Origin of the sequence: Verrucosispora sp. WMMD1129 (genome assembly GCF_029581255.1) — a bacterium.
GTDB classification, from domain to species: domain Bacteria; phylum Actinomycetota; class Actinomycetes; order Mycobacteriales; family Micromonosporaceae; genus Micromonospora; species Micromonospora sediminimaris.
Genome location: NZ_CP120741.1, coordinates 3,015,107 through 3,036,450, shown reverse-complemented (window position 1 = coordinate 3,036,450; position 21,344 = coordinate 3,015,107). Strand labels below are relative to the sequence as shown.

Genomic DNA, 21,344 nt, shown 5'->3' with positions numbered 1-21,344 from the left:
CTTGAGGCTGTCGGCCTCACAGGCGGCCGTCGCCGGCGGACCGCACAGTGACGACGGAGGTAAGACCGCATAATGTCCGACTTCCCGTTCCTCTCGGTGCTCACCGTGGCGCCGCTGGTCGGCGCCGTGGTCGTCGCCCTCCTGCCGCGCAGCCGGCCGACGCTGGCGAAGCAGGTCGCGCTCGGCTGGTCGCTGCTGGTGCTGGCGCTGTCGGTGGTCATGTGGGTGACCTGGCAGGTGGATGGCCAGCGCTTCCAGTTCCGCGAGTCGTACCCGTGGATCCCGACCTGGGGCGTCAACTTCACCTTCGCCGCCGACGGCATCGCGCTGGTGATGCTGATGCTGATCGCGGTGCTGGTGCCGCTGGTGATCCTCGCCTCCTGGCACGACGCGGAGTCGTCCAAGCGGTCGGTGCCGGTCTACTTCGCGCTGCTGCTCGTTCTCGAATGCACGATGCTCGGCGTCTTCGCCGCCGCCGACGTCTTCCTGTTCTACGTGTTCTTCGAGGTCATGCTGGTGCCGATGTACTTCCTGATCGGCAGCTACGGCGGCCACCAGCGGCAGTACGCGGCGGTGAAGTTCTTCCTCTACTCGCTTGTCGGCGGCCTGTTCATGCTGGCCGCCGTGATCGGCCTGTGGGTGGTCGGCGGCAAGACCTTCGACTGGGTGGCGCTGTCGGAGGTGGACATCTCCACCGGTGCCGAGCGCTGGCTCTTCCTCGGCTTCTTCATCGCCTTCGCGATCAAGGCACCGTTCTTCCCCTTCCACACCTGGCTGCCGGACGCCGGTGGCGCGGCACCCGCCGGTGCCGCCGCACTCCTGGTCGGCGTCCTGGACAAGGTCGGCACCTTCGGCATCCTGCGCTACTGCCTGCCGCTGTTCCCGGACGCGGCCCAGTGGTTCGCGCCGTGGGCGTTGGCTCTGGCGGTCATCGGGATCATCTACGCGGCGCTGTTGGCCGTCGGGCAGAACGACCTCAAGCGGTTGGTGTCGTACACCTCGATCGCCCACTTCGGCTTCATCGGCGTGGGCATCTTCGCCTTCACCACGCAGGCGGGCACCGGAGCCGTGCTGTACATGGTCAACCACGGCCTCGCCACCGGCCTGCTCTTCCTGGTGGTGGGCATGCTGATCGCGCGTCGGGGCTCGGCGCTGGTAAGTGACTTCGGGGGTGCGGGCAAGCTGGTGCCGGTGCTGGCCGGGGTGCTCTTCTTCGCTGGTCTCGCGTCGCTGGCGCTGCCCGGTACCGCGCCGTTCGTCTCCGAGTTCCTGGTGCTGATCGGCACGTTCACGGTCAACAAGCCGGTCGCGGTGATCGCCACGCTGGGCATCATCCTGGCGGCGGCGTACGTGCTGTGGATGGTGCAGCGCACCACGCAGGGCACGCTGAACCCGGCGCTGACCGAGATCGACGGTATGAAGCGCGACCTCAACCTCCGCGAGAAGGTCGTCGTGGCGCCGCTGATCGCGCTGATCGTGCTGCTCGGCTTCTATCCGAAGCCGGTGACGGACGTGATCAACCCCGCCATCCAGGCGACCATGGAGGACGTCGGCCGGACCGACCCGGCCCCGTCGGCAGACACCGTCCAGGAGGCGAGTCGGTGAGCCCCGCAGTCGCGAACGAAAGGCTGGTTGGGTGAGCGCGAGGAGTGAGCTTGCGAGCCCCGCAGTCGCGAACGAAAGGCTGGTCCAGTGACCGAGCTTGAACTGCCGCCGATCGACTACGCGGCGATCGCGCCGATCCTGATCATGTTGGGCGCGGCGGTGGTCGGGGTGCTGGTCGAGGCGTTCGTGCCCCGGCGACTGCGGCACCCAGTGCAGTTGCCCCTGGCGCTGCTGGCGGTGCTGGCAGCGTTGACCATGGTGGTGGTCAACGCCGACAAGCGGGTGATCACCATCGGGGTGATCGCCGTCGACGGGCCGACGCTGTTCCTTCAGGGCGCGATCCTCGCCCTGTCGGCGGTGGCGCTGTTGCTGCTCGGCGAGCGGGTTGTCGAGCGCGGCGGCGCGTTCGTCGCGCAGGCCGCGGTGACCGCCGACTCGCCGGAGGACCGCCAGCAGGCGGAGAACGCCGGTGGCGCGGGCGAGGTGTACCCACTCACCACGTTCGCCATCGGCGGCATGCTGATCTTCGTGTCGGCGAACGACCTGCTGACCATGTTCATCGCGCTGGAAGTCTTCTCGCTGCCGCTCTACCTGCTCTGCGCCCTGGCCCGTCGCCGGCGGCTGCTTAGCCAGGAGGCGGCGATGAAGTACTTCCTGCTTGGCGCGTACGCCTCGGCCTTCTTCCTGTTCGGCCTGGCGCTGATCTACGGCTTCACCGCCGGCCTGGGCGACCGGGCGGCCGGGGTGGACTTCGCCACCGTCAACGCGGCCGTGGCGAACTCGACGGCCAGCCCGGTGCTGCTCTTCGCCGGTATGGCGCTTGTCGCCATCGGGCTGCTGTTCAAGGCGGCCGCTGCGCCGTTCCACGTCTGGACGCCGGACGTCTACCAGGGCGCGCCGACGCCGCTGACCGGTTTCATGGCGGCCTGCACCAAGGTCGCCGCGTTCGGTGCCCTGCTGCGGGTGTTCCACGTGGCCTTCGAGGGGGCCCGCTGGGACTTCACTCCGGTGCTGGGCGCTGTGGCGGTGCTCACCATGCTGGTCGGCGCGCTGTTCGCGGTGACGCAGACCGACATCAAGCGGCTGCTTGCGTACTCGTCGATCGCCAACGCCGGCTATCTGCTGGTCGGTGTGCTCGCACCGGGCAGCGAGGGCCTTTCCGGCACCATGTTCTACCTGGTCGCGTACGGCTTCACGGTGCTTGCCGCGTTCGCGGTGGTGACGTTGGTACGCGACGCCGACGGCGAAGCGACTCACCTGTCCCGCTGGGCCGGGCTGGGCCGGCGGTCGCCGGTCTACGCCTCGGTCTTCACCTTCGTCCTGCTCGCCTTCGCGGGTATCCCGATGACCAGTGGCTTCACCAGCAAGTTCGCCGTCTTCGGCCCGGCGTTGGACGGCGGGCAGGTGTGGCTGGTCATCGCGGGCGTGTTGACCAGCATGGTGCTGGCCTTCCCGTACCTGCGGGTCGTGGTGCTGATGTGGCTCTCCGAACCGGGTGACTCCACGCCGACGGTGGCCGTTCCCGGCGGGCTCACCTCGGCCGCCCTGGTGATCGGGGTGCTCGCCACGCTGGTTCTCGGCGTCGCGCCGTCGCCGCTGCTCGACCTCGCGTCCTCAGCCGCCGACTTCGTCAGGTAACGGCTGACCTGCCGAACGAGGGCCGGTCCACGCGCTGTGGGCCGGCCCTCGCCGCGTATCCCCGGTCCGTTGCAGGTAGAACTTGTGTGGCATGGTTGGAGGCGTGGTGATTAGGGGTGGCGAGGGTTCAGGCGTCACCGGCTCCGGTGGTCGCCGGAGCCGGTCCGGCGCGGCTCAGTTCGGCGCGCTCGGCCTTCACCTCGCCGATCCGCGCACTGAGGAGTCCGTGCTCGGCGTGTTGGCGGCGGTCGAGGCGGAGCTGTTGGCGAGCATCGCCAGCGCCGACCCGTTCGTCACCGAGGCGGCCCGGCACCTGGTGGAGGCCGGCGGCAAGCGGTTCCGGCCGCTGCTGGTGGCCCTGGGCGCCCAGTTCGGCGACCCGACGCGAGCCGAGGTCGTCTCGGCGGCCGTGGTGGTGGAGCTGACCCACCTGGCCACGCTCTACCACGACGACGTCATGGACGAGGCGTCGGTGCGCCGGGGCGCACCCAGCGCAAACTCCCGATGGACCAATTCGGTGGCCATTCTGGTCGGTGACTACCTCTTCGCTCGGGCTGCGGACGTCGCGGCCGAGCTGGGCCCCGAAGCGGTGCGCTTGCAGGCGCGAACCTTCGCCCGGCTGGTCCACGGGCAGATCGCCGAGACCATCGGCCCACGGGCCGGTGATGATCCGGTGGCACACTATCTGCGGGTGATCGCCGAGAAGACCGGTTCCCTGATCGCCACCAGCGTTCATTTCGGCGCCCAGTTCAGCGGGGCCGCCCCGGACCAGGTGGCGGCGCTGGCCGGGTACGGCGAGACCATCGGGGTGGCCTTCCAGCTCTCCGACGACCTGCTCGACATCGCCAGCGAGTCGACGGAGTCAGGCAAGACGCCCGGCACGGATCTGCGGGAGGGCGTGCCCACCCTGCCGGTGCTCTACGCTCTCGCCTCCGACGACGCGGACGCCGCCTCCGTGCGCCTGCGGGAGATCCTGGCCACCGGTCCGCTGACCGACGACACCCTGCACGCCGAGGCGCTCGGTCTGCTCCGGGAGAGTCCGGCGCTCAAGCGCGCCCGCGAAACCGTCCGTAGCTTCGCCGAGGACGCCCGCGCCCACCTCGCACCCCTCCCACCCGGCCCGGCCCGCCGCGCCCTCGAATCCCTCTGCGACCACATAGCCGACCGCACCAGCTAACCCACCCCACCGGGCCCTACCCCAACGGGGTGATCAAGAAGTTTTGGTCGCTGTCCGCGCGAATCCCGACGCAAACTTCTTGATCAACCTTCCGGGAGGTGGGGGGTGGGGAGGAGGTGGGTGGTGGTGAGCATGAGGATGGCGGCGGCGAGCATGGCTGCGGCGGCCGTCAGCCACATCGTTGGATAGCCGGCTGCGGCGGCGAGCGGGCCGAGGGCGAGCGGGCCGAGACAGCCGCCCGCGTACACCCCGGTCTGGGTGATCGAGGTGGCGGCGGCCGGTGCCTGCGGATGCAGTTGCACCACCGCGAAGTTCATCAGCCCGGGCCAGGACCAGCCGAGACCGAAGCCGAGCACCACGCCGGCCACCAACGGCCCGGGGCCGGCCACCGCGAGCAGGCCCAGCCCCACCGCGCCGGCCACCAGCAGACCAGCGATCACCGCGATGTGTCCGCCGGTGCGTCGGTCGGCCAACCAGCCGACCCCGACCCGGGCCGCTACGCAGACCGCGCTGCCGAGAGTCAGGGTCAGCCCGGCCATGCCCGGACCTAGGCCCCGGTCGACCGAGGCGTCGACCACGAAGGTGCCGAGCGCGTTCGCCGCGCCCGCGGCCAGCGTCGCGGCCACCCCGACGAGGACCAGGCCCGGGCTCGCGCCGCCGGCCCGTCCAGTGCGCCGCCGTGCCGGCGGAGCGCCCTGCGCGGGTACGGCCGGCAGCGCGGCCAGCGCCGCACCGGCGGCCGCCACGAAGGCCCAACGCCAACCGACGGTCAACGCGAGGGTGGGTACCGCCACACCGGCCAGCAGGGTGGAGACCGGGATGGCCGCCTGCTTGACGCCGAACGAGAGCCCCTGCCGACGGGGCGGGACGTGCCGGGCGAGCAGGGCGTTGCTGGACAGTTGACCGAGCGCGTTCGCGGTGCCGGCCACGGCGAGCAGACCGACCAGCACCGGATACGACCGGGCAGCCACCGCCACGGCCAGCAGGGCGCCGGCGGACACCACGATGCCGGTCCGAGCCACCACGGCGGCACCCCACCGCTCCACCAGCGCACCGGACGGCACCGAGGCGAGGGCACCGACAGCGAAGTAGACCGCCACGACGAGTCCCAGACCGGCGGGGGAGAAGCCCAACTCCTCCCGCAGTTGTACGGCGAGCCCGCCGACCAGGAAGACCGGCAGGACACAGACGATCGTGACGGTGACCGCGACCGCACTGGCCCGGACGGGTCGTGCGGCGGCCGCCGAGGTGTGTGGAGGGGCGATGCGGGTCATGGTGCGGCCAACCTACGCCAGCCGCATCTCGGCGACGGAAAGTGGGGCGTACGTCACATCGCGTATTCGATTCCCTTGGATCATCCACCCGATCAGGCGTTTCGCGCCGGGCCGCTTTTTCATATGGTGTAAGTCCCCGGTGGCGGAGGTGGTTGTGCGTGACCCCCTGGCGGAACCTTCGGACCTGATCCGAAGTGTCTCCCGCGCGCTTCGAGTGCTCGAGTCGGTCGGTCGTGCCCCGCGGGGCCTGACGGTCAAACAGATCGCCCGCCGCTGTGAGCTGACCGTGGCCACCACGTACCACCTGGTCCGCACCCTCGCCTACGAGGGCTATGTGATCCGTCGGGAGGACGGCACGTACATCGTGGGTCTGGAGGTGGCCGACCGGTACCGGGAGCTGGTCGCCGCTTTCCGTGGCTCACCGGCCATCGGGGAGAGCCTGCGGCGGGCGGCCCTGGAGACCGGCTGGAGCCACTTCCTGGGCCGGTTCGTGGGTGGCCAGGTGGCGATCACCGCAGTGGCGGAGGGGCACCGCTCGCCGTACCTGGAGGATCTCGTCCCCGGGTTCGACGAGGGCGCGCATGCGACCGCGCTCGGCAAGGCGCTGCTCGCCACGCTCACCGCCGAGCAGCGCCACCGTTACCTGCGCGAGTACGGCATGCGTCCGTTCACCAGCGCCACCCTCACCACCCCGGAGGCCTTCGAGGCCGACCTGTCGGCGGGGGACCGACGCGGGATGCAGCTGGAGTTGGGCCAGTTCCGGCAGGGCGTGGCCTGCGCCGCCGTACTGGTGTGCCCGGACAAGGACATGGAACGGCGGACGGTGCTGGCCTGCGCGCTGCCCGCCAGCGAGATGATGACCTCCGCCCGGGTGGTGCGGACGAAACTGCTCACCGCCGCGCGCGCCATCGCCGACGGCCTGGCCGCCGACAACTGACCCTCGGCGCCTGCCGAGACGGCCCCCTCCCTGGTGGGGAGAGGGCCGTCGGATGGGCGGCCGGCGCGATGCCGGAGCGGGGTCAGCTACCGACCGGTCCGCCGTCCAGCCGCCAGGTCACCACCACGCCCGGCTTGGCGTAGTCGCCGTCCGGCCAGGTGGAGGCCGGGTTGTCCACCGTGGCACCGGTGATCTCACCCGGGTGCTGCACGGCGACGAAGACCGAGCGGTTGTCCTCGGTGATGAACGGACCGCAGGTCTCCGCACCGACCGGCACGGTCAGGAACTGCTTCAGGTGGCCGCGCTCCGGGCCTTCGGTCGCGGTGGCGAAGAGGCCATCGTTGCTGCCCAACGCGTTGCCGTCGGTGGAGATCCAGAGGTTGCCGGTGGCGTCGAAGGCCACGTTGTCCGGGCAGGAGATCGGCGAGACCTTGGTCTTGTCGTACCCGGCGAAGTAGGTCGACGGGTCCGCCGGGTCGCCGCAGACGATCGGCAGCGACCACCGGAACGTGTCGGAGGTGTTGTCCCCCCGGTCCTCGACCAGCTCCAGGATCTGCCCGTGCCGGTTCGCGGCACGGGGGTTGGCCTCGTCCGGCGCCGGGTTGCTGCCGACTCCACGGGCGGAGTTGTTGGTCAGCGCCACGTACACCTTGCCGGTGAGCAGGCTCGGCTCGACGTCCTCCGGACGGTCCATCTTGGTCGCGCCGACCTTGTCACCGGCGAACCGGGTGAAGGTCAGCACCTCGGCGGCGGTCATGCCGTCCACGTAGGAGCGGTTGCCGCTGACCAGCTTGATCCAGCGGCCCCGGCCGTTGAAGGCGCCGTCGCTGGGCAGGGTGCCGGAGCCGTCGATCTCCTCGGCGCTGGTCTGGTCGAGCCTGGCGACGTAGAGGGTGCCCGACTCCAGCAGCGTCAGGTTGTGCTTGCGGGCGACCCAGGAGTCACCCTTCATGAACTTCTTGTCCGAGACGAACTTGTAGAGGTAGTCGAAGCGCTCGTCGTCGCCCATGTAGGCGACCACGTGCCCGCTGCGCGCGACGATGACGTTCGCGCCCTCGTGCTTGAACCGGCCCAGTGCGGTGTGCTTGCGCGGGCGGCTCTCCGGGTCGAACGGGTCGATCTCCACGACCCAGCCGTGCCGGTTGGCCTCGTTGGGGTGCTTGGCGAGGTCGAAGCGTTCGGCGGCCCGGTCCCACTTGCGGCTGCCGCTGGGGTAGCGGGCGGTGGTGCTGATCCCGTAGCGCGCCAGCCGGGCCTTCTCCGACTCCGGCGCCGCGTCGCCGCCGACGAAGTACTGGTTGAAGTTCTCCTCACCGGAGAGCACCGTGCCCCAGGGGGTGACCCCACCGGCGCAGTTGTTGAGCGTGCCGATGACCGTACGCCCCTTCGGATCGGCGGCCGTCTTCAGGAACGACGAGCCGGCGGCCGGGCCGGTCAGCTCGAACTTGCTGCTCAGCGCGTCGACGCGGCGGTTGTACGGCCGGCGGCCGGAGTCGACGACCTGCCACTGGCCGGTGCCGGCGACCCGCTCGATCTCCACCACGGACATGCCGTGTGCGGCCATCGCCACCTTCACCTGCTCGACGCTGAGGGCGTCCTGGCTGGTGAAGCCGGGGAACATCAGGTCCTCGTTGGTGTACTCGTGGTTGACCACGAGCAGCGCCCGCTTACCGCGCTTGTCCAACGGCAGCACACCGACGAAGTCGTTGTTGTAGCCGAACTGCTTGGCCTGCGCGGCGGCGGTCTGCCGGCGCAGGTTGAACTCCGGCGCACCGGGCACCACCGGGTCGCCCCAGCGGATGATTACGGCGTGGTCGTAGCCGTTCGGGACGACGAAGGTGTCGAGGGTGTTCGGCGGGATCGGCTTGAAGCTCAGGGCACCGCTGCCCGGACGACGGCCGGCCGCCGCCGGCTGACCGGCCGGGGGCACCGGCGGGACCGGGGCCGCGGCGGCGGGCGCCGCGCCGGCCAGCGCGCCGGTCGCAGCGCCGCTGAAACCGAGCACCAGGGCGCCGACCGCCCCGGCGCGGACCACGCCGCGGCGGCTGACCTCGGCGTTCACCACGTCACCGAAGTACGCGTTGTCGGAGGTGTTGGGTACCGGGTGGTCACAGGCGTTGCCGCAGCGGTATAGGCAGGTCATGGCGTCGCGGCTGCCGTGGCGGGGGGTGCCCAGCAGCGGAAGCAGCCGAGGACGGTCGCTCATGGGGAGGATCCTCCTGAGGGTCGGTGCACGTCGGTGCAGGTCACCGACGCGTACCCGCCGGACGCTAGGGCGGCGTGGTGAGCGCGGGTCAGCGTCGATGTGAACCAGCGATGAACTCCCCTCCCCGGGAATCCCAGGTTGAGCTGGGAATGAACCGTTCGGCGTGACAGCACGTATCTCTGGTCGTAACACCGCGCCCGCTCGCGCCGAGAGCGAGGAGAAGACCATCAGCGACCACGACGCCCACCTGCTGCGCGCCCTGCATGACGAGCATGCCGAGGCGCTGTACGCGCACGCGCTGCGGCTGGTCAACGGTGACCGGCAGCGGGCCGAGGACCTGGTGCAGGAGACGCTGCTGCGGGCCTGGCGGCATCCGGAGTCGCTCGACCCCCGGCGCGGTTCGGTACGGGCCTGGCTCTTCACCACCGCCCGCAACCTCGCGATCGACGCCTGGCGGCGGCGTTCCACCCGGGTCGGCGAGGTCTACACCGATGAACTTCCCGAGCCGCCGGAGGTCGTCGACGAAACCGAGCGGGCCGTCGAGGCGTGGACGGTCGCGGAGGCGCTCAACCGGCTCAGTCCCTCGCACCGCGATGTCCTGGTGGAGTGCTTCTACCAGGGACGGTCGGTTTCCGAGGCGGCCTCCCGGCTGGGCGTGCCGCCGGGCACGGTGAAGTCCCGCACCCATTACGCGCTGCGCTCCCTACGGCTGGTCCTGGCCGAGATGGGGGTGACCGGATGAGCCGTTGCGAGTTCGCGTACGACGACGGGGCGTACGTGCTGGGCGCGCTCTCTCCCGCCGACCGGGTGGCCTACGAACGGCATCTCGTCGACTGCCCGGCCTGCCAGCAGTCGGTCTCCGAGATCGCCGTACTGCCCGGCCTGCTCGGCCGGCTGGACCCGGCCAGCCTCGAACAGTTCCTGCCGCCGCCGGAGAACCCCCGGGTGCCCGAGCTGCTCAATGCCGCGCGGGAGCGCCGACGCCGTGAGCGGCAGGCCAGCCGGCTGCGGTACGCGGTCATCGGGCTGGCCGCCGCCGCGTTCGCTCTGGTGGTCGGCCTCGGGGTGGCCACGGTCCTGCCCGGGCAGGGGCCGAACGGGCCGGCGGCCCAGGTCCGGATGGTGCAGATGCAACCGGTGGCCGGCACGGTGCCGGTGCACGCCGAGATCGGCCTGACCGGCACCAACTGGGGCACCGAGGTCACCATGCACTGCGGCTACGACGAGCGGGCCGGGTACGGAAAGGCGAACGCCTTCCGACTGGTGGCGCACGCCGGGGACGGTTCGCAGGAGCAGATCGGCTCCTGGCTGGCGGCGCCCGGCGACGACCTGCGGATCACCGGGGCGACCCGGTTCACAAACGCCCAACTGGTCCGGCTGGAACTGATCCGTGCCGACGGCACTCCCGTGCTCGCCTACGAGGTCCGCTGAATCGGGCCTGAGCGTCAGCGGCTGGTGGCGACCGCTGGCGTGGGTGGCACGGTGCCGTCCAGGCGCAGGCGGCGGGTGTGCCGCGCCTGGCGTACGGCGTCGGCGGTGAAGACGATCAGCGCGAGCCAAACCAGGGCGAAACCGGCCAGCCGGGCCGGCGGCATCGGCTCGTGGAAGATCAGTACACCGCAGCCGAGCTGGAGGATCGGCGCCACGTACTGGAGCATGCCGAGGGCGGACAGTGGCAGCCGGTTGGCGGCACCGGCGAAGAGCAGCAGCGGAATGGCGGTCAGCGCTCCGGCGAGCACCAACAGGGCCGTGTGCCCGGCCGAGACGTGGCCGAACGCGGCGTCACCGGTGGCGGCGAGCCAGCCGAGGTAGCCCAGCGCAGGCAGCGACAGCACGGCCGACTCGACGAACAGGCCCTCCGCCGCAGGCAGGCCCAGGCGCTTCTTCACCAGGCTGTACCCGCCGAAGCTGAACGCCAGAATGAGCGCGAGGTACGGCAGCCGGCCGTAGTCGACGGTGAGCACGGCCACGGCCAGGGCACCGACGCCGAGGGCCGACCACTGCGCCGGGCGCAGTCGCTCGCGGAGCACCAGCACCCCGAGCAGGACCACCACCAGCGGGTTGATGAAGTAGCCGAGGGCGGTCTCCACCACCCGGTCGGAGTTGACGCCGTAGATGTAGGTGAACCAGTTGACCGCGATAAGCGTGGCTGCGGCGCCGATACCCGCGAGGGTCCGGGGCCGGCGTAGCAACGCCCGCAGGAAGCCGATGTTGCGCAGCGCGACGAGCAGCAGGGCGACGAAGGCGACGGACCACACCACCCGGTGGGCCAGGATCTCCAGCGGACCGGCCGGGCGCAGCAGCTTGAAGTAGAGCGGGAAGAACCCCCACAGCAGGTACGCACCCAATCCGTAGAGGTATCCGAGGCGGAGCGACGTCACGGCTCCACCGTAAGGGGCGTACTGGGCTGTCGATCCTTGCTGGTGAGCGGGCTCACGACCTGGTCGCGCTGGTCGAACTCCATCCACCGGTCGGCGCGTACGTCGCTGAAGCCGACCTTCGCGTACACCCCGTGGGCGTCGTTGGTGGCCAGCAGGATCCGGCGTACGCCAAGCTCGGCCAGGTGGTCACGGACCGCGCCGGCCAGCCAGGTGCCCAGCCCTCGGCCCCGTTCGACCCGGTCGACGTAGACGTCGCAGAGGTAGGCGAAGGTGGCCCGGTCGGTGATGACCCGGGCGACGGCGACCTGCTGGCCGTCCGTCGGCCGGTACACGCCGAACCCGACGGATCCGGCGAACGCCCGCGTCACCGTCTCCCGGTCCCGCCCGAGCGCCCAGTACGCGTCCCGGCTGAGCCAGGTGTGCACGAGATCCAGGTCGAGCCGGGCGGGATCGGTGCTGATCGTGTAGCCGTCATCGCGGGCGAGAGTGAACACTCCGCCGAAGCTAGTGCCTCAACCTGGGCGTTTCGGCAGCCAATTCCCGGGATATGGCCGCCGCTCGCGCCGGGCCGGTGGCTGCCGGCCGGGCGCGAGCGGTTTCCAGAGGCGGTCAGTCGCGGTCGAGGATGGCGCCGAGGATCCACGTGACGACACCGACGAAGAGCGCCCCCAGCACCGCGGCCGGCCAGAAGCCGTCGACGTCGAAGGGCAGCCCGGCCTGATCCGCGATCCAGCCGGTGAGCAGGAAGAGCAGGCCGTTGACCACAAGTGCGATCAGGCCGAGGGTGAGCAGGTAGAAACCACAGCCGACGGTCTTGATGATCGGCTGGAGCACCCCGTTGACGACCCCGAAGATGACCGCGACGAGGATCAGGGTCAGGATCGTCTCGGAGACCGATTCCGTGTCGAGCGAGATACCGGGGATAAGCAGTGTGGCCAGCCAGAAGGCCACCGCCGTGGCGCCGACCCGGATCAGTAGACCTTTCAGAAAACCCATGGCGGGCATGGTGCCACGGCGGGCGCGTGGGCGGAACCCGCGAGATCATCCAACCGGGCGGCGGGTCGGGCTCCGATGAGCTGTGCCTCGATCGCGGTGCAGGCGAGCAGAGCCCAACGCAGGGCCCGTCGGTTGACCACGGCGACCATGTCGTGCCGGATCCGGGTCAGCAGCTTCGCCGCGTCGCCGAGCCCCAGCGCGTTGCCCGCGACGGTCGCTTCCGCCGGGCTGAGCGGCTGGAACACCGCCAGATCGGCCCGGCCCAACGCGTCCGCGTCGGCCGGGGTCAGCACGTCGCGGACCAGCAGCGTGGTGTGCCAGGCGGTGCCCGGCCGGGGACCGGCCGGCGCTGGCTCGTCCAGCACCACGAGCACCGGGGTCAGTGGTGTGCCGGGTTCCCCGGCCACCGGGCGGTCCGGTGGTGTCAGCCGAACCGGCCCGCCCGGCCAGCCGACGCCCCGGACGAACCGCTCCCAGGCGGATGGCCGGGCGGTCTGGACGATGACCCGGGCACCGAGTGCCATCGCGCGTGCCACGACCAGTTGGGCGGCGGGTACCCCGCCGACGAGCATCAGTCGGGTGCTCTCCGGCCGGAACAGCCGGACGGTGACGGCGTGGCCGCGCCGGTTGACGCCGAGCATCAGCCCGGCAGCACCGAACGGCAGCTCGCGCGCCAGGTCCTCGCTGCCGATCGGCACCTCCCGCTCCGGTTTCCCGGTCAGCGGCGACACCCCGGGCAGGGCCAACGGCAGCGTTTCGGCGAGCCCGCCCAACTGGCCGCCGTCGAGCCGCTCCATCGTTGCGCCGTCGGTGGCCACCGCCCGCCGCAACTGCCGGGCCGCCGCGGAAAGCTCGGCGGGCGTCGCCGCGGCCAGCCGGACGAGCAGCCCGGCGGCCGCCGGCCGCTCCGTCCCGGTGCGCAGCGACACGGTGATCGCCGTCGCCGGCAGTTTCCACAGCCGGGGCACGAGCGTGGCCGCGTCCCCGCCCGGCCACCGGCTCAACCGGAAGGTGGTCTGCAGCAGGCCGCCGCATCGGACCGCCTGCCAGGACTCCCGCACCGGACGTCCGTCGTGGTGGGCGAACTCGGCGAGCACCCGCCGGATCGGCTGCTCGCCCATCGGTCGCACGGTCACCGGCCGGAGCCGCCGGACGATGCGCCGGACGGTACCCGCGAGGGCGTGCCGCAGTGCCTCCTCCGGCCAGCCCCGCGTCCGCGACACCCGCACCGCCAGCACCGCCCGCTCCCGGCCGGCCAGCTGCCCGTCGGTGAGCTGACGGTAGGAGACGGCCGCCGCGCCGCCCCCGGCACCGACCGCCGGTGCCGGCGTGCCGGTCAGGAGAAGTTGTACGCGTACGGGTGGTGCCTGGTCGGTCTCGACCGGGAGCAGCGACGCGGGTGACGGTAGTGCCAGTTCGCCGTCACCGAGCAGGTCGGCCGGGTCGCCGATCTCCAGCAGCGCCACCAGGCCGGCCGGGTCGTCCAACACCGCGGCCGTACCGTCGCCCAGCTCGACGGGACGGATCACGGCGTGCGGGTCCACCAGGTCGAGCAGCTCGGTCGGACCGGAGCGGACTCTGGTCGCCCGCCGTCGGGCCAGATAGCCGACGCCGATGACAAGCCACTCGTGCAACCACCGCCGGCGAACCCGGCACCACGTCACGGCGAGCAGCGCGGCCGCCACCAGTGTCGTGGCAACAGTCGCCAGGGAACCCCGGCCCGGTACGGCGACGATCGTCGCCGCCACCACCTGGGTCGCGACGATCTGCCCCGACCGAAGACGCACCGCCCGCCTCCGGCGGCCGGTGCGTCGCCGTGCTCCGGTGGAGCGGAACCGAGGCCCGGGGCCGGCAGGCGGATCGTCCGGACGACGGAGGACGGCCGCATCCGGGTGGGTGGGAGTGAGTGTCACCGCCACCACACCTCCCCCCGAAACCGGTCACCCATCGCGATATTGTCACCGCCCATCGTAATTACCGGCGAACGATCGCGTTGTCCACAGGGGAACGCGCCGGGGTAGCAGAACCGCGATCGTGTCGCTACTCTCAGCGACGAGTTCTCGTTGGCCCATCCCGCGTCGTGCTCATCCTCCGGCGTCGTGGGTGGTGCGTATCCGCCGTCGGGCCAGCCACGATCGAGGAGACGAGGTGACGTCCAAGGTGTCCCAGACCCAGGCAGAGGCCGCGGTGATGCAGCAGACCGCGGCGAAGTTCGAGCAGACCGACCAGTCGTTGCAGTCGATGCTCAGTGGACTGCTGGTCCAGCTGGAGATCCTTCAGCAGGCCTGGCGCGGGGCTGGTGGCCGGTCGTTCGAGCAGGTCAAACGGAAGTGGGCGGAGGACCAGGCCGGGTTGCAACAGGCGCTGCGGGAGACGGCGGGTGCGATCCGTGCCGCCGGCACGCGGTACGACGCGTCGGACGCCGAGGCGGCCGCCCGGGTGACCGCCACCAACCGAGGCGGAATCCAACTGCCGCTCTAGCCCACGACCCCAGGGAGAAGAATCCGATGGAGCACGGTGTGCTGGTCGTCAATTTCGCTGCGCTGCAACAGGCCAGCGCGGACATCCAACGGGCGTTGAACACACTGGACGCCCAACTCGGCCAGTTGGAGCGCGACGCGGCGCCACTGGTCGCCAGCTGGTCCGGCGCGGCCCAGCAGGCCTACGAACAGCGGCAGGCTCGGTGGCGTAACGCCTCGCAGGATCTCCAGGTGATGCTGCGCGACATCAAGCTCGCGGTGGACGAGTCCGCGGCCGACTATCTCGACACCGAGAAGCGGAACACCAGCCTCTTCCAGTAAACCGCTCCGCACGGATCGCGGGGTGGCGCGGCTCGGCGTCACCCCGCGTCGTGGTCATGGTGGGCCGGACGCCATCGTCGGCGTGCCCCCCGGGGCAACACCGCCGCGGCCAGCACGACGGCAGCCGCCATCGGCACCCCCACCCCGGCAAGCAGCAGTGCGCGGCGCCATGCGTCGCTCCGACGGTCCTGCCGCGCCAGCAACGTCGGATCGGGCCGATCCTCGGCCAGCCCGGCCACCGGCCGCGCGTGCCCCGGCACCGATCCGGCCTCGGTCACCGCCCGGTACGGATTGAGCACCCCCGCGCCGTACCCGCCGCCGGGTGCCGGATCGGCGGTGGCGATGATCCGCCGAGCCACCTCGACCGCGCTGAGGTCCGGGCGGTACTGGCGCAGCAGGGCGGCGGTGGCGGCGACGAAGGGCACCGCGTAGCTGGTTCCGTCGGCGCTGCGGTGACCGCGTCCGGGGGCGGCGATAAGCACATCGACACCGGGAGCGACGAGATCCACGTGGTCGCCGGTCTGCGAGAAGTCGGCCCGCGCCCCGTCCACGCCGATTGCACCGACTCCGAGCACCCCGTCATACCTGGCCGGATACGGGCGGCGTTCGCCGCCATCGGACAGGTTGCCGGCGGCGGCCACCACGACCACGTCCCGGCTGAGCGCGTACCCGACCGCCGCGCGAACCGTGGGATGGTCGGCGTAGAGCACCACGGAGAGGTTGACCACGGTGGCGCCCTGGTCGACCGCCCAGCGGATGGCCCGGCCGAGGTCGCCGGGCGCTGCCGTGCGGCCCGTCCCGCGCCCGTCCACCACCTGCTGCTCACTGACCCGGACCGGCAGGATCCGGGCCTCCGGTGCCAGCCCACGGAAGCTGGTCCCGTCGCGTGGTGTGGCGGCGATGATGCTCGCCACGCCGGTGCCGTGACCGACACAGTCGAGGCCACCGTCGCCGCCGACATCGAGCAGGTCGGTGCCGGCGAGCACCCGCCCGGCCAGTTGGGGATGCCGTAGGTCCACGCCCGAATCGACCACCGCCACAGTCACTCCGGCTCCGGTGGCCAGCCGGGCGAGGCGCTCCGGGGCGTACCGTTGCTGGGCCCACGGCGTCGCCACCGGCACCGGCCTGGCCGGTGCCGGTGGCGACGCACATCCCGGCGCGGCGCGGGCCGGCGTCACCGCGCCCGGCGTCATCGGGCCGGCCAGCAGGGCAGCGACCAGTCCCGCCAGGAGCAGGTACGGCAGGCGCCGAGCACCCCGCCGGTGCCACCGCGCCCCGGGTACCCGGTACATCGACCGCCTCCGTATCGTGTCGACACCGGAACGGGATGTTATCGGTAGCTGGTGAACCGGGCGGGCCAGCGCCAGCCTGGCATTGTGATCTTGTGATCACCTTGTAGGTTGTACCCGATACCTATGGCCTGTGCCCGGGAGGAGGGGTGGCCGTGACCGACTGGGAGCCGGCCACCGGGGCCGAGGCGGCGATGCGCGACGCGCTGCACGGCAATGACCAGCAGCTTTACTTCCGCATCCTGTCCGGTGTCGAGCTGCTGCTGCCGGTCTCCGCCCAAGCGGCCGCAGGGCACACACCGGTGGGCTGGGGCACCTGGACGACCGGCGGCCGGACGCACGTGCTGGCGTTCACCTCGGCCGAGGCGATGCGGGCCTGTCTCGGTGAGCACGCCGGCCCCAGCCGACGCACCGGCTACGCCGAACTCGCCGCGAGCTGGCCGAACCACGAGTGGTGGTTGGCGGTGAACCCGGGCCTGCCCATCGAGGGCTACCTGCCCGCCTGGTACGTCTCCCAGCTCTCCCGAGGTGACGTCCGGCTACCCGGCCGTACGGTGGGCGCTCGCGCCCGGTTGGAACGGGTGGAGGCGCTGAATCGGGCTCGCGACGTCGCCTCGGCGGCACCCCCTCCGGCACCGCTGAACCCGCCGTCCCCACCGCGACAACCGGGCCCGGTCCGGCCGACACAGCTCTCCCCGGCGCCGCCGGTGGTGCCGGCGGCCTTCCATGTTCCCGAGGTGCCGTCGGTGGCGTCGGGCACGGTCGCCGGTCCGCACCGACCGGAGCCCGCCGAGCGGGCACCCGCCCCGCCCCGCCCGGCCCGGCCGGACAGCAGCGGGACGGGCCGTGCCGGTGCGGGCGGCCCCCGGCTGCCCGGTGATCTCGGCGGTGTCCGGCCGGATGGCCCCAGCAGAGACGGCATGCCGCCGCGGCGGCCGTCGCCGGGCCGGAACGAGGAGCCGACCTCCGCCGGGCCGGGATGGCCCGTGGCGCCGGAGCGGCCCGGAACGCCCAGCAACGGACGTCCGGCCGGTTCCGAGCCGCCGGCCCAGCGTTCCTTCTTCGAGCCCGCGAACGGTCGCTCGACGCATCGCGGTGACCGCCTTGCCGAGCGGGCCGCGCCACCGTCCCGGTTTCGGGGCGGTCAGCCGTTTCCCCGGCGCGGATCAGCCGGCGAGCCACCCTCCGACGGGCCGACGCGTGCCTTCGTGTTCAGCGAGAACGACCAGGCCACCGCCCGGCCGCAACCCGTAGCGAACGAGGAGGCGCCCCAACCGCTGCCGCCGCCCGACGGGCCGGTCCGGCCGCTGCGGGTGAGCACTCCCGCGGGCTGGGCGGCACCGGGCGGCGGTGATCCGACCGCCGGCGGCGGTGACCCGACCCAGGCGCTGCCCCAGCGCCAGCCGGTCGAGGAAGAGCCGACCTCGGCGGCCGAGCCGATCTCCGCGCCGCCCGCGCCGCGCCGCGGATTCACTCCGATCGTCATAGAAGGCACCATCATCGAGGCTCGGGACCTCACCTCGACCAACGGTCGGCCGGGTCAGACCGGCGGGGCACCGCACGGCGGCAGCGGGCCCGTGCCCCAGGCGGAGACACCGTCCGCTCGTCCGGCACCTGAAGACACCGAGGTGGCGACTCCGCCCGTGCCGGCACCGGAGCCGACAGCCGTCGAGCCGGAGCCGACGGTACGCTTCCCGACGCCCCGCCCGGAGCCGACAGCGTCGGGAGCTGAGCCGACCGTGGCCGCGCCGACAGCGACGCCCGAGCCGCCCGTTCCGGTCCGGACGGTGACGCCCGATCCGACCGTTCCGGCGCGGCCGGTTACGCCCGAACCGGCGACCGCAGCTCCGACGGCCGCCCCGGCACCGCCCAGCCAGGCCCGGACGGACGCCGACGCTGCTGCGGCACCGCCGGCCGACGCCCACCCGGCGGCCGCCCCGGTCACGGAGACGCCCTCGCTGTTCACCCCGGTGTCCGCACCGCCGTCAGCGGCGTCGCACACTCCGGCACCCGCGTCAACCGCGCCGGCCACGGAAGTGCCCGCGGCTGCCGAATCCCCGGTTCCCGACCCCGCGTCCGGCCCGGTCACCGCGCCCGTCGTCGGTCCGCCCTTCCGGCCCGCCAACGAGGTGGAGGACGACCTGTACGCCGCCGCCGAGGCCGGCAGCACCGACACCTTCCTCTCCACGCTCCTGCTGGCCCGGGTCCTCATGCCGGTCGCGGCCGACTCCGCCCCTGGTAGCCGCCCCGGCGACCCGGGTTTCGTCTGGCCGGCCGTGCAGTTGGACGGGCAGACCTTCGTGGTGGCCTACACCTCTCCGCAGCGCCTCGCCGACCACACCGATCCGGCGGCCGAGACGGTCCAGGTCCGCTTCGTCCAGCTGATCCGGAGGTGGCCCGACCCTTCGTGGTCGTTCGCGGTCAACCCCGGCACTCCGGTGGGCGCGAAGCTGCCCGGTGAGCAGATCGTCGGGCTGGCCAACTGGGCGGCCGAACTCGGCCTCGGCGACGACGCTGAGGGCGAGCCCGAGCCGACCGTCGAGGCCCCCGCACCGGCGAGCAGTCCACGGCAGGCGGCCCCCTCGGGTGACCTGGCCCGGCCGATCGTGATGCAGAAGGCGATCGCCCCGAGCCAGCTCGGCTACTACCTGGAACGGGGCTACGACCGGGTTTCCGGATTCGTCCACCGGGCGAGCGAGTTGGCGCACCTCACCACCCCGACCGCCCTTTACCAGGCGCTCGGCCTCAACCATCCCGAGTCGCCCTTCGCAGCGGACGCCGAACAGATCTACGTGCTCCGGTGGCCCGCGTACCGGCCGAGCCTGTACCGCATCCCCTACGGCGGGCAGAACGAGGCGGCCATGCGGGCGATGGAGGGTTGGGTGATCGAACGGCCCCCGTTCCGGGGCAACGGCTTCGCCCCCGGCTCCGGCAGTGAGGTGCTTGCCGAGTTCAAGGTGGACAGCGTCCGGCTGCCGCACGGTGCCCAACTGGTGTGCATCGATGCCTCGGGCGCCGAGCGGCTGATCGCCGTGCTCGACGCCGACACGCTCTCCTGGCAGGAGGTCGGCGAGCGGTGATGCGCGACGGCTACGTGGCGCGCTGGCGCGGGCGGGAGTTCCAGGCCAGCCCGGACGGCGGCGAGGTTCGGCTGTACCAGCCGGAGGCGACCGAGGGTTTCACCGAGGTGCGCCCCGGCCGGCACGTCCGGGTCGTGCCGGCCAACGAGATCGAGGAACTGGCGTACGTCCGCACCACCTGCACCTGGAAGGGGCAGCCGTTCATCGTGCTGGCCGAGCACGACGGTTGGCTGCGAGTCGAGTACACCGGTGGACGCTGGCCGGTGGCGCAGGCGATGCGGCTGGAGGCGTTCGACTTCGGCGTCTACCAGGGTTGGGCTCCCGTCGGCGAGGTCACCGACGTACGCGAGCAGCGGGTCTGAGGCGCGTCCGCGCGGGTCAGGACTTCGCCCAGCGCAGGATCTCGCCGAGCACCAGTTCCGGTGCCTCCAGGTGGGGGAAGTGCCCGACCTCGTCGAGCAGTCGCCACTCGTACGGTGCGCTGACGTAGCGCCCGGAGCCCTGGGCGGTACGCGGCAACGAGGCCACGTCCCGCGCGCCGTGCAGTTGCAGCGTGGGAGCGGTAATCGGTCGTTGCATCAGCTTCACGAACCGGTAGCCGTGCAGCCGCAGTACCGATCGGAACGCCCACCGGTAGCCCTCCAGCGCGCAGAAGGCGGCTTGCGGGATCCGCATGGCCTCCCGGTAGCGCCGCGCGTAGTCGGCGAAGTCCGGGCCGGTGACCCAGCGGTGGCCGCCCCAGCGGCGCAGCATCTCCTCCACCGCGCGGCCGTTGTCACGGGTGAGGAGATGTTCGTACCGGGGCAGCTGGAACCTCAGCGCGGGGGTCGACGCGGCGAACTGACCGCGTGGATCGGCGAAGATGGCGGCCCGCAGCCGCAGTGGGTGCGGGGCGCCGAGCACCACCAGGCGGCGCACCAGGTTGGGGTGGAACGACGCCGCGGTCCAGGCGATCATGCCACCGGCGCCGGTGCCGATCAGGGTGGCCGAGCGCTCGCCCAGCGCCCGGATCAGCCCGGCGACGTCGGCCGCGAGGGTGTAGCCGTCGTACCCCCGGGGTGGTTTGTCGCTGGCGCCGTAGCCCCGCAGATCCATGGCGACGGCGCGGAATCCGGCGTCGGCGACCGCCGGCAGCATCCGGTGCCAGGCCCACCAGTGCTCGGGGAAGCCGTGCAGGAAGAGCACCATCGGCCCGGTACCCGCCTCCACGACGTGGAAGCGGCTGCCGTTGGCACCCACGAACCGGTGCGTCCACGGCCCCTCGGTGAGTACGCAGGACTCGTCGACGGCCTCGTCACGCTGCTCGGTCATGTCCGACAGCCTAGGGCCCCGTCCTGTCGATCATCACCGGGCTGCGACGGGCCCCGGCGGCGTTGTCGGTGCGTCCGCCGGTTCGTGCCGTCGGCGTGGATGCCCGGTCGGTCCGAGCGAACGGCGCGGACGGTCAACCGACCGGGCTCATCTTGAGGATGCTGAGCGGGATCCCCGGGCCGCAGTCCACACCGGCCGCGGCCGGAGCGGTGGTCACCCGTACCCAGGTTCCGGTGGCGAAGGTTCCCTTGTCGGTGCCGTGCAACGCGTACTCCCGGCCGTCGTCGGTGACCAGGGTGTAGCAGGGGCCGCTGCCGCCCCGGCTGAGCCGGCCGGCCAGGACGTTTGACTTGCGCAGCTCGGTGGGATGGCGCGGCGGTGCCGTCGGGGTGCCGATCAGCGGCGGTTCGGTGGGTGACGGGGGGCTGCCGGTACGCCCGACGGGAGGCTGCGCGCCGGCATCACCGGCCGGGCGGTCGGGGCTGCCGGCCGGTGAGCTGCCGGTTGCGGTGGGGCCCTGGTCGGCGGTCACGGTGCCTCCGTCCGACTCGCCGCAACCGGCCAGGGCCAGCAGCATGGCGAGACAGGCTGCCGGCACTCGGATGCGGTTGATGGTGGGCACCGAGGTACGACGTGAGCAGGCTCGCGG

Annotated in this window: 19 protein-coding genes; 10 read left to right on the top strand and 9 right to left on the bottom strand. The window is 72.0% G+C overall.

The features are described 5' to 3' along the window. Window positions 1–72 precede the first annotated feature (72 nt). The 3 genes from O7624_RS14025 to O7624_RS14015 all read left to right on the top strand — a co-directional run bounded on the left by O7624_RS14025 (window position 73) and on the right by O7624_RS14015 (window position 4,420). Window positions 73–1,605 (top strand): NADH-quinone oxidoreductase subunit M, encoded by a 1,533-nt coding sequence (locus O7624_RS14025; protein WP_093404034.1) that lies wholly within the window; start codon window positions 73–75, stop codon window positions 1,603–1,605. An 87-nt stretch (window positions 1,606–1,692) separates the two neighbouring features. Then, window positions 1,693–3,243, top strand: a complete 1,551-nt coding sequence (gene nuoN / locus O7624_RS14020) for an NADH-quinone oxidoreductase subunit NuoN (RefSeq protein WP_093404037.1) — start codon at window positions 1,693–1,695, stop codon at window positions 3,241–3,243. 91 nt (window positions 3,244–3,334) lie between these two features. Beyond that, window positions 3,335–4,420 (top strand): polyprenyl synthetase family protein, encoded by a 1,086-nt coding sequence (locus tag O7624_RS14015; RefSeq protein WP_282240330.1) that lies wholly within the window; start codon window positions 3,335–3,337, stop codon window positions 4,418–4,420. Between the two features lie 83 nt (window positions 4,421–4,503). Here O7624_RS14015 and O7624_RS14010 read toward each other — a convergent pair whose 3' ends face one another. Then, window positions 4,504–5,694 carry an MFS transporter gene (locus tag O7624_RS14010; protein WP_282240329.1) on the bottom strand — a complete coding sequence of 397 codons (1,191 nt, stop codon included), beginning with the start codon at window positions 5,692–5,694 and terminating at the stop codon, window positions 4,504–4,506. 154 nt (window positions 5,695–5,848) lie between these two features. Here O7624_RS14010 and O7624_RS14005 point away from each other — a divergent pair, with 154 nt between their 5' ends. Further along, a complete protein-coding gene (locus O7624_RS14005) occupies window positions 5,849–6,631 on the top strand; it encodes an IclR family transcriptional regulator C-terminal domain-containing protein (protein WP_093404196.1) in 783 nt (260 codons plus the stop codon). A gap of 82 nt (window positions 6,632–6,713) precedes the next feature. Here O7624_RS14005 and O7624_RS14000 read toward each other — a convergent pair whose 3' ends face one another. Continuing rightward, window positions 6,714–8,837, bottom strand: coding sequence for a PhoX family phosphatase (locus O7624_RS14000; RefSeq protein WP_282240328.1), 2,124 nt, complete (start codon window positions 8,835–8,837; stop codon window positions 6,714–6,716). A 226-nt stretch (window positions 8,838–9,063) separates the two neighbouring features. Here O7624_RS14000 and O7624_RS13995 point away from each other — a divergent pair, with 226 nt between their 5' ends. Together O7624_RS13995 and O7624_RS13990 are read left to right on the top strand one after the other, a co-directional pair. Next, window positions 9,064–9,579 (top strand): sigma-70 family RNA polymerase sigma factor, encoded by a 516-nt coding sequence (locus tag O7624_RS13995; RefSeq protein WP_093404197.1) that lies wholly within the window; start codon window positions 9,064–9,066, stop codon window positions 9,577–9,579. Continuing rightward, window positions 9,576–10,268: a zf-HC2 domain-containing protein gene (locus O7624_RS13990; RefSeq protein WP_093404044.1), complete on the top strand. Its 693-nt coding sequence runs from the start codon at window positions 9,576–9,578 to the stop codon at window positions 10,266–10,268. The genes O7624_RS13995 and O7624_RS13990 overlap by 4 nt, the downstream gene beginning before the upstream one ends. Window positions 10,269–10,282: 14 nt before the next feature. Here O7624_RS13990 and rarD read toward each other — a convergent pair whose 3' ends face one another. The 4 genes from rarD to eccE all read right to left on the bottom strand — a co-directional run bounded on the left by rarD (window position 10,283) and on the right by eccE (window position 14,001). Next, window positions 10,283–11,218: an EamA family transporter RarD gene (gene rarD, locus O7624_RS13985; RefSeq protein WP_093404045.1), complete on the bottom strand. Its 936-nt coding sequence runs from the start codon at window positions 11,216–11,218 to the stop codon at window positions 10,283–10,285. Continuing rightward, a complete protein-coding gene (locus O7624_RS13980; RefSeq protein ID WP_282240327.1) occupies window positions 11,215–11,712 on the bottom strand; it encodes a GNAT family N-acetyltransferase in 498 nt (165 codons plus the stop codon). Before O7624_RS13980 ends, rarD begins: the two co-directional genes overlap by 4 nt. A 115-nt stretch (window positions 11,713–11,827) precedes the next feature. Then, window positions 11,828–12,214 (bottom strand): phage holin family protein, encoded by a 387-nt coding sequence (locus O7624_RS13975; RefSeq protein ID WP_093404048.1) that lies wholly within the window; start codon window positions 12,212–12,214, stop codon window positions 11,828–11,830. Continuing rightward, window positions 12,202–14,001, bottom strand: coding sequence for a type VII secretion protein EccE (gene eccE, locus O7624_RS13970; RefSeq protein WP_282240326.1), 1,800 nt, complete (start codon window positions 13,999–14,001; stop codon window positions 12,202–12,204). Before eccE ends, O7624_RS13975 begins: the two co-directional genes overlap by 13 nt. Window positions 14,002–14,374: 373 nt before the next feature. On the opposite strand from eccE, the gene O7624_RS13965 reads away from it, so the two are divergent. After that, complete coding sequence (locus tag O7624_RS13965; protein WP_093404200.1) at window positions 14,375–14,695, top strand: WXG100 family type VII secretion target; 321 nt, start codon at window positions 14,375–14,377, stop codon at window positions 14,693–14,695. A gap of 26 nt (window positions 14,696–14,721) precedes the next feature. After that, window positions 14,722–15,015 (top strand): WXG100 family type VII secretion target, encoded by a 294-nt coding sequence (locus tag O7624_RS13960; RefSeq protein ID WP_093404050.1) that lies wholly within the window; start codon window positions 14,722–14,724, stop codon window positions 15,013–15,015. A gap of 38 nt (window positions 15,016–15,053) precedes the next feature. On the opposite strand, the gene mycP is transcribed toward O7624_RS13960, so the two are convergent. Continuing rightward, window positions 15,054–16,307 (bottom strand): type VII secretion-associated serine protease mycosin, encoded by a 1,254-nt coding sequence (gene mycP, locus O7624_RS13955; protein ID WP_282240325.1) that lies wholly within the window; start codon window positions 16,305–16,307, stop codon window positions 15,054–15,056. A gap of 152 nt (window positions 16,308–16,459) precedes the next feature. Here mycP and O7624_RS13950 point away from each other — a divergent pair, with 152 nt between their 5' ends. After that, window positions 16,460–19,384 carry an SseB family protein gene (locus O7624_RS13950; protein ID WP_282240324.1) on the top strand — a complete coding sequence of 975 codons (2,925 nt, stop codon included), beginning with the start codon at window positions 16,460–16,462 and terminating at the stop codon, window positions 19,382–19,384. Then, a complete protein-coding gene (locus tag O7624_RS13945) occupies window positions 19,381–19,746 on the top strand; it encodes a hypothetical protein (protein ID WP_093404053.1) in 366 nt (121 codons plus the stop codon). Before O7624_RS13950 ends, O7624_RS13945 begins: the two co-directional genes overlap by 4 nt. 16 nt (window positions 19,747–19,762) lie before the next feature. On the opposite strand, the gene O7624_RS13940 is transcribed toward O7624_RS13945, so the two are convergent. After that, entirely contained in the window at window positions 19,763–20,695 is a 933-nt protein-coding gene (locus tag O7624_RS13940; protein WP_282240323.1) for an alpha/beta hydrolase, read from the bottom strand. Window positions 20,696–20,828: 133 nt separating this feature from the next. After that, entirely contained in the window at window positions 20,829–21,317 is a 489-nt protein-coding gene (locus O7624_RS13935; RefSeq protein ID WP_282240322.1) for a DUF5818 domain-containing protein, read from the bottom strand. Window positions 21,318–21,344 lie beyond the last annotated feature (27 nt).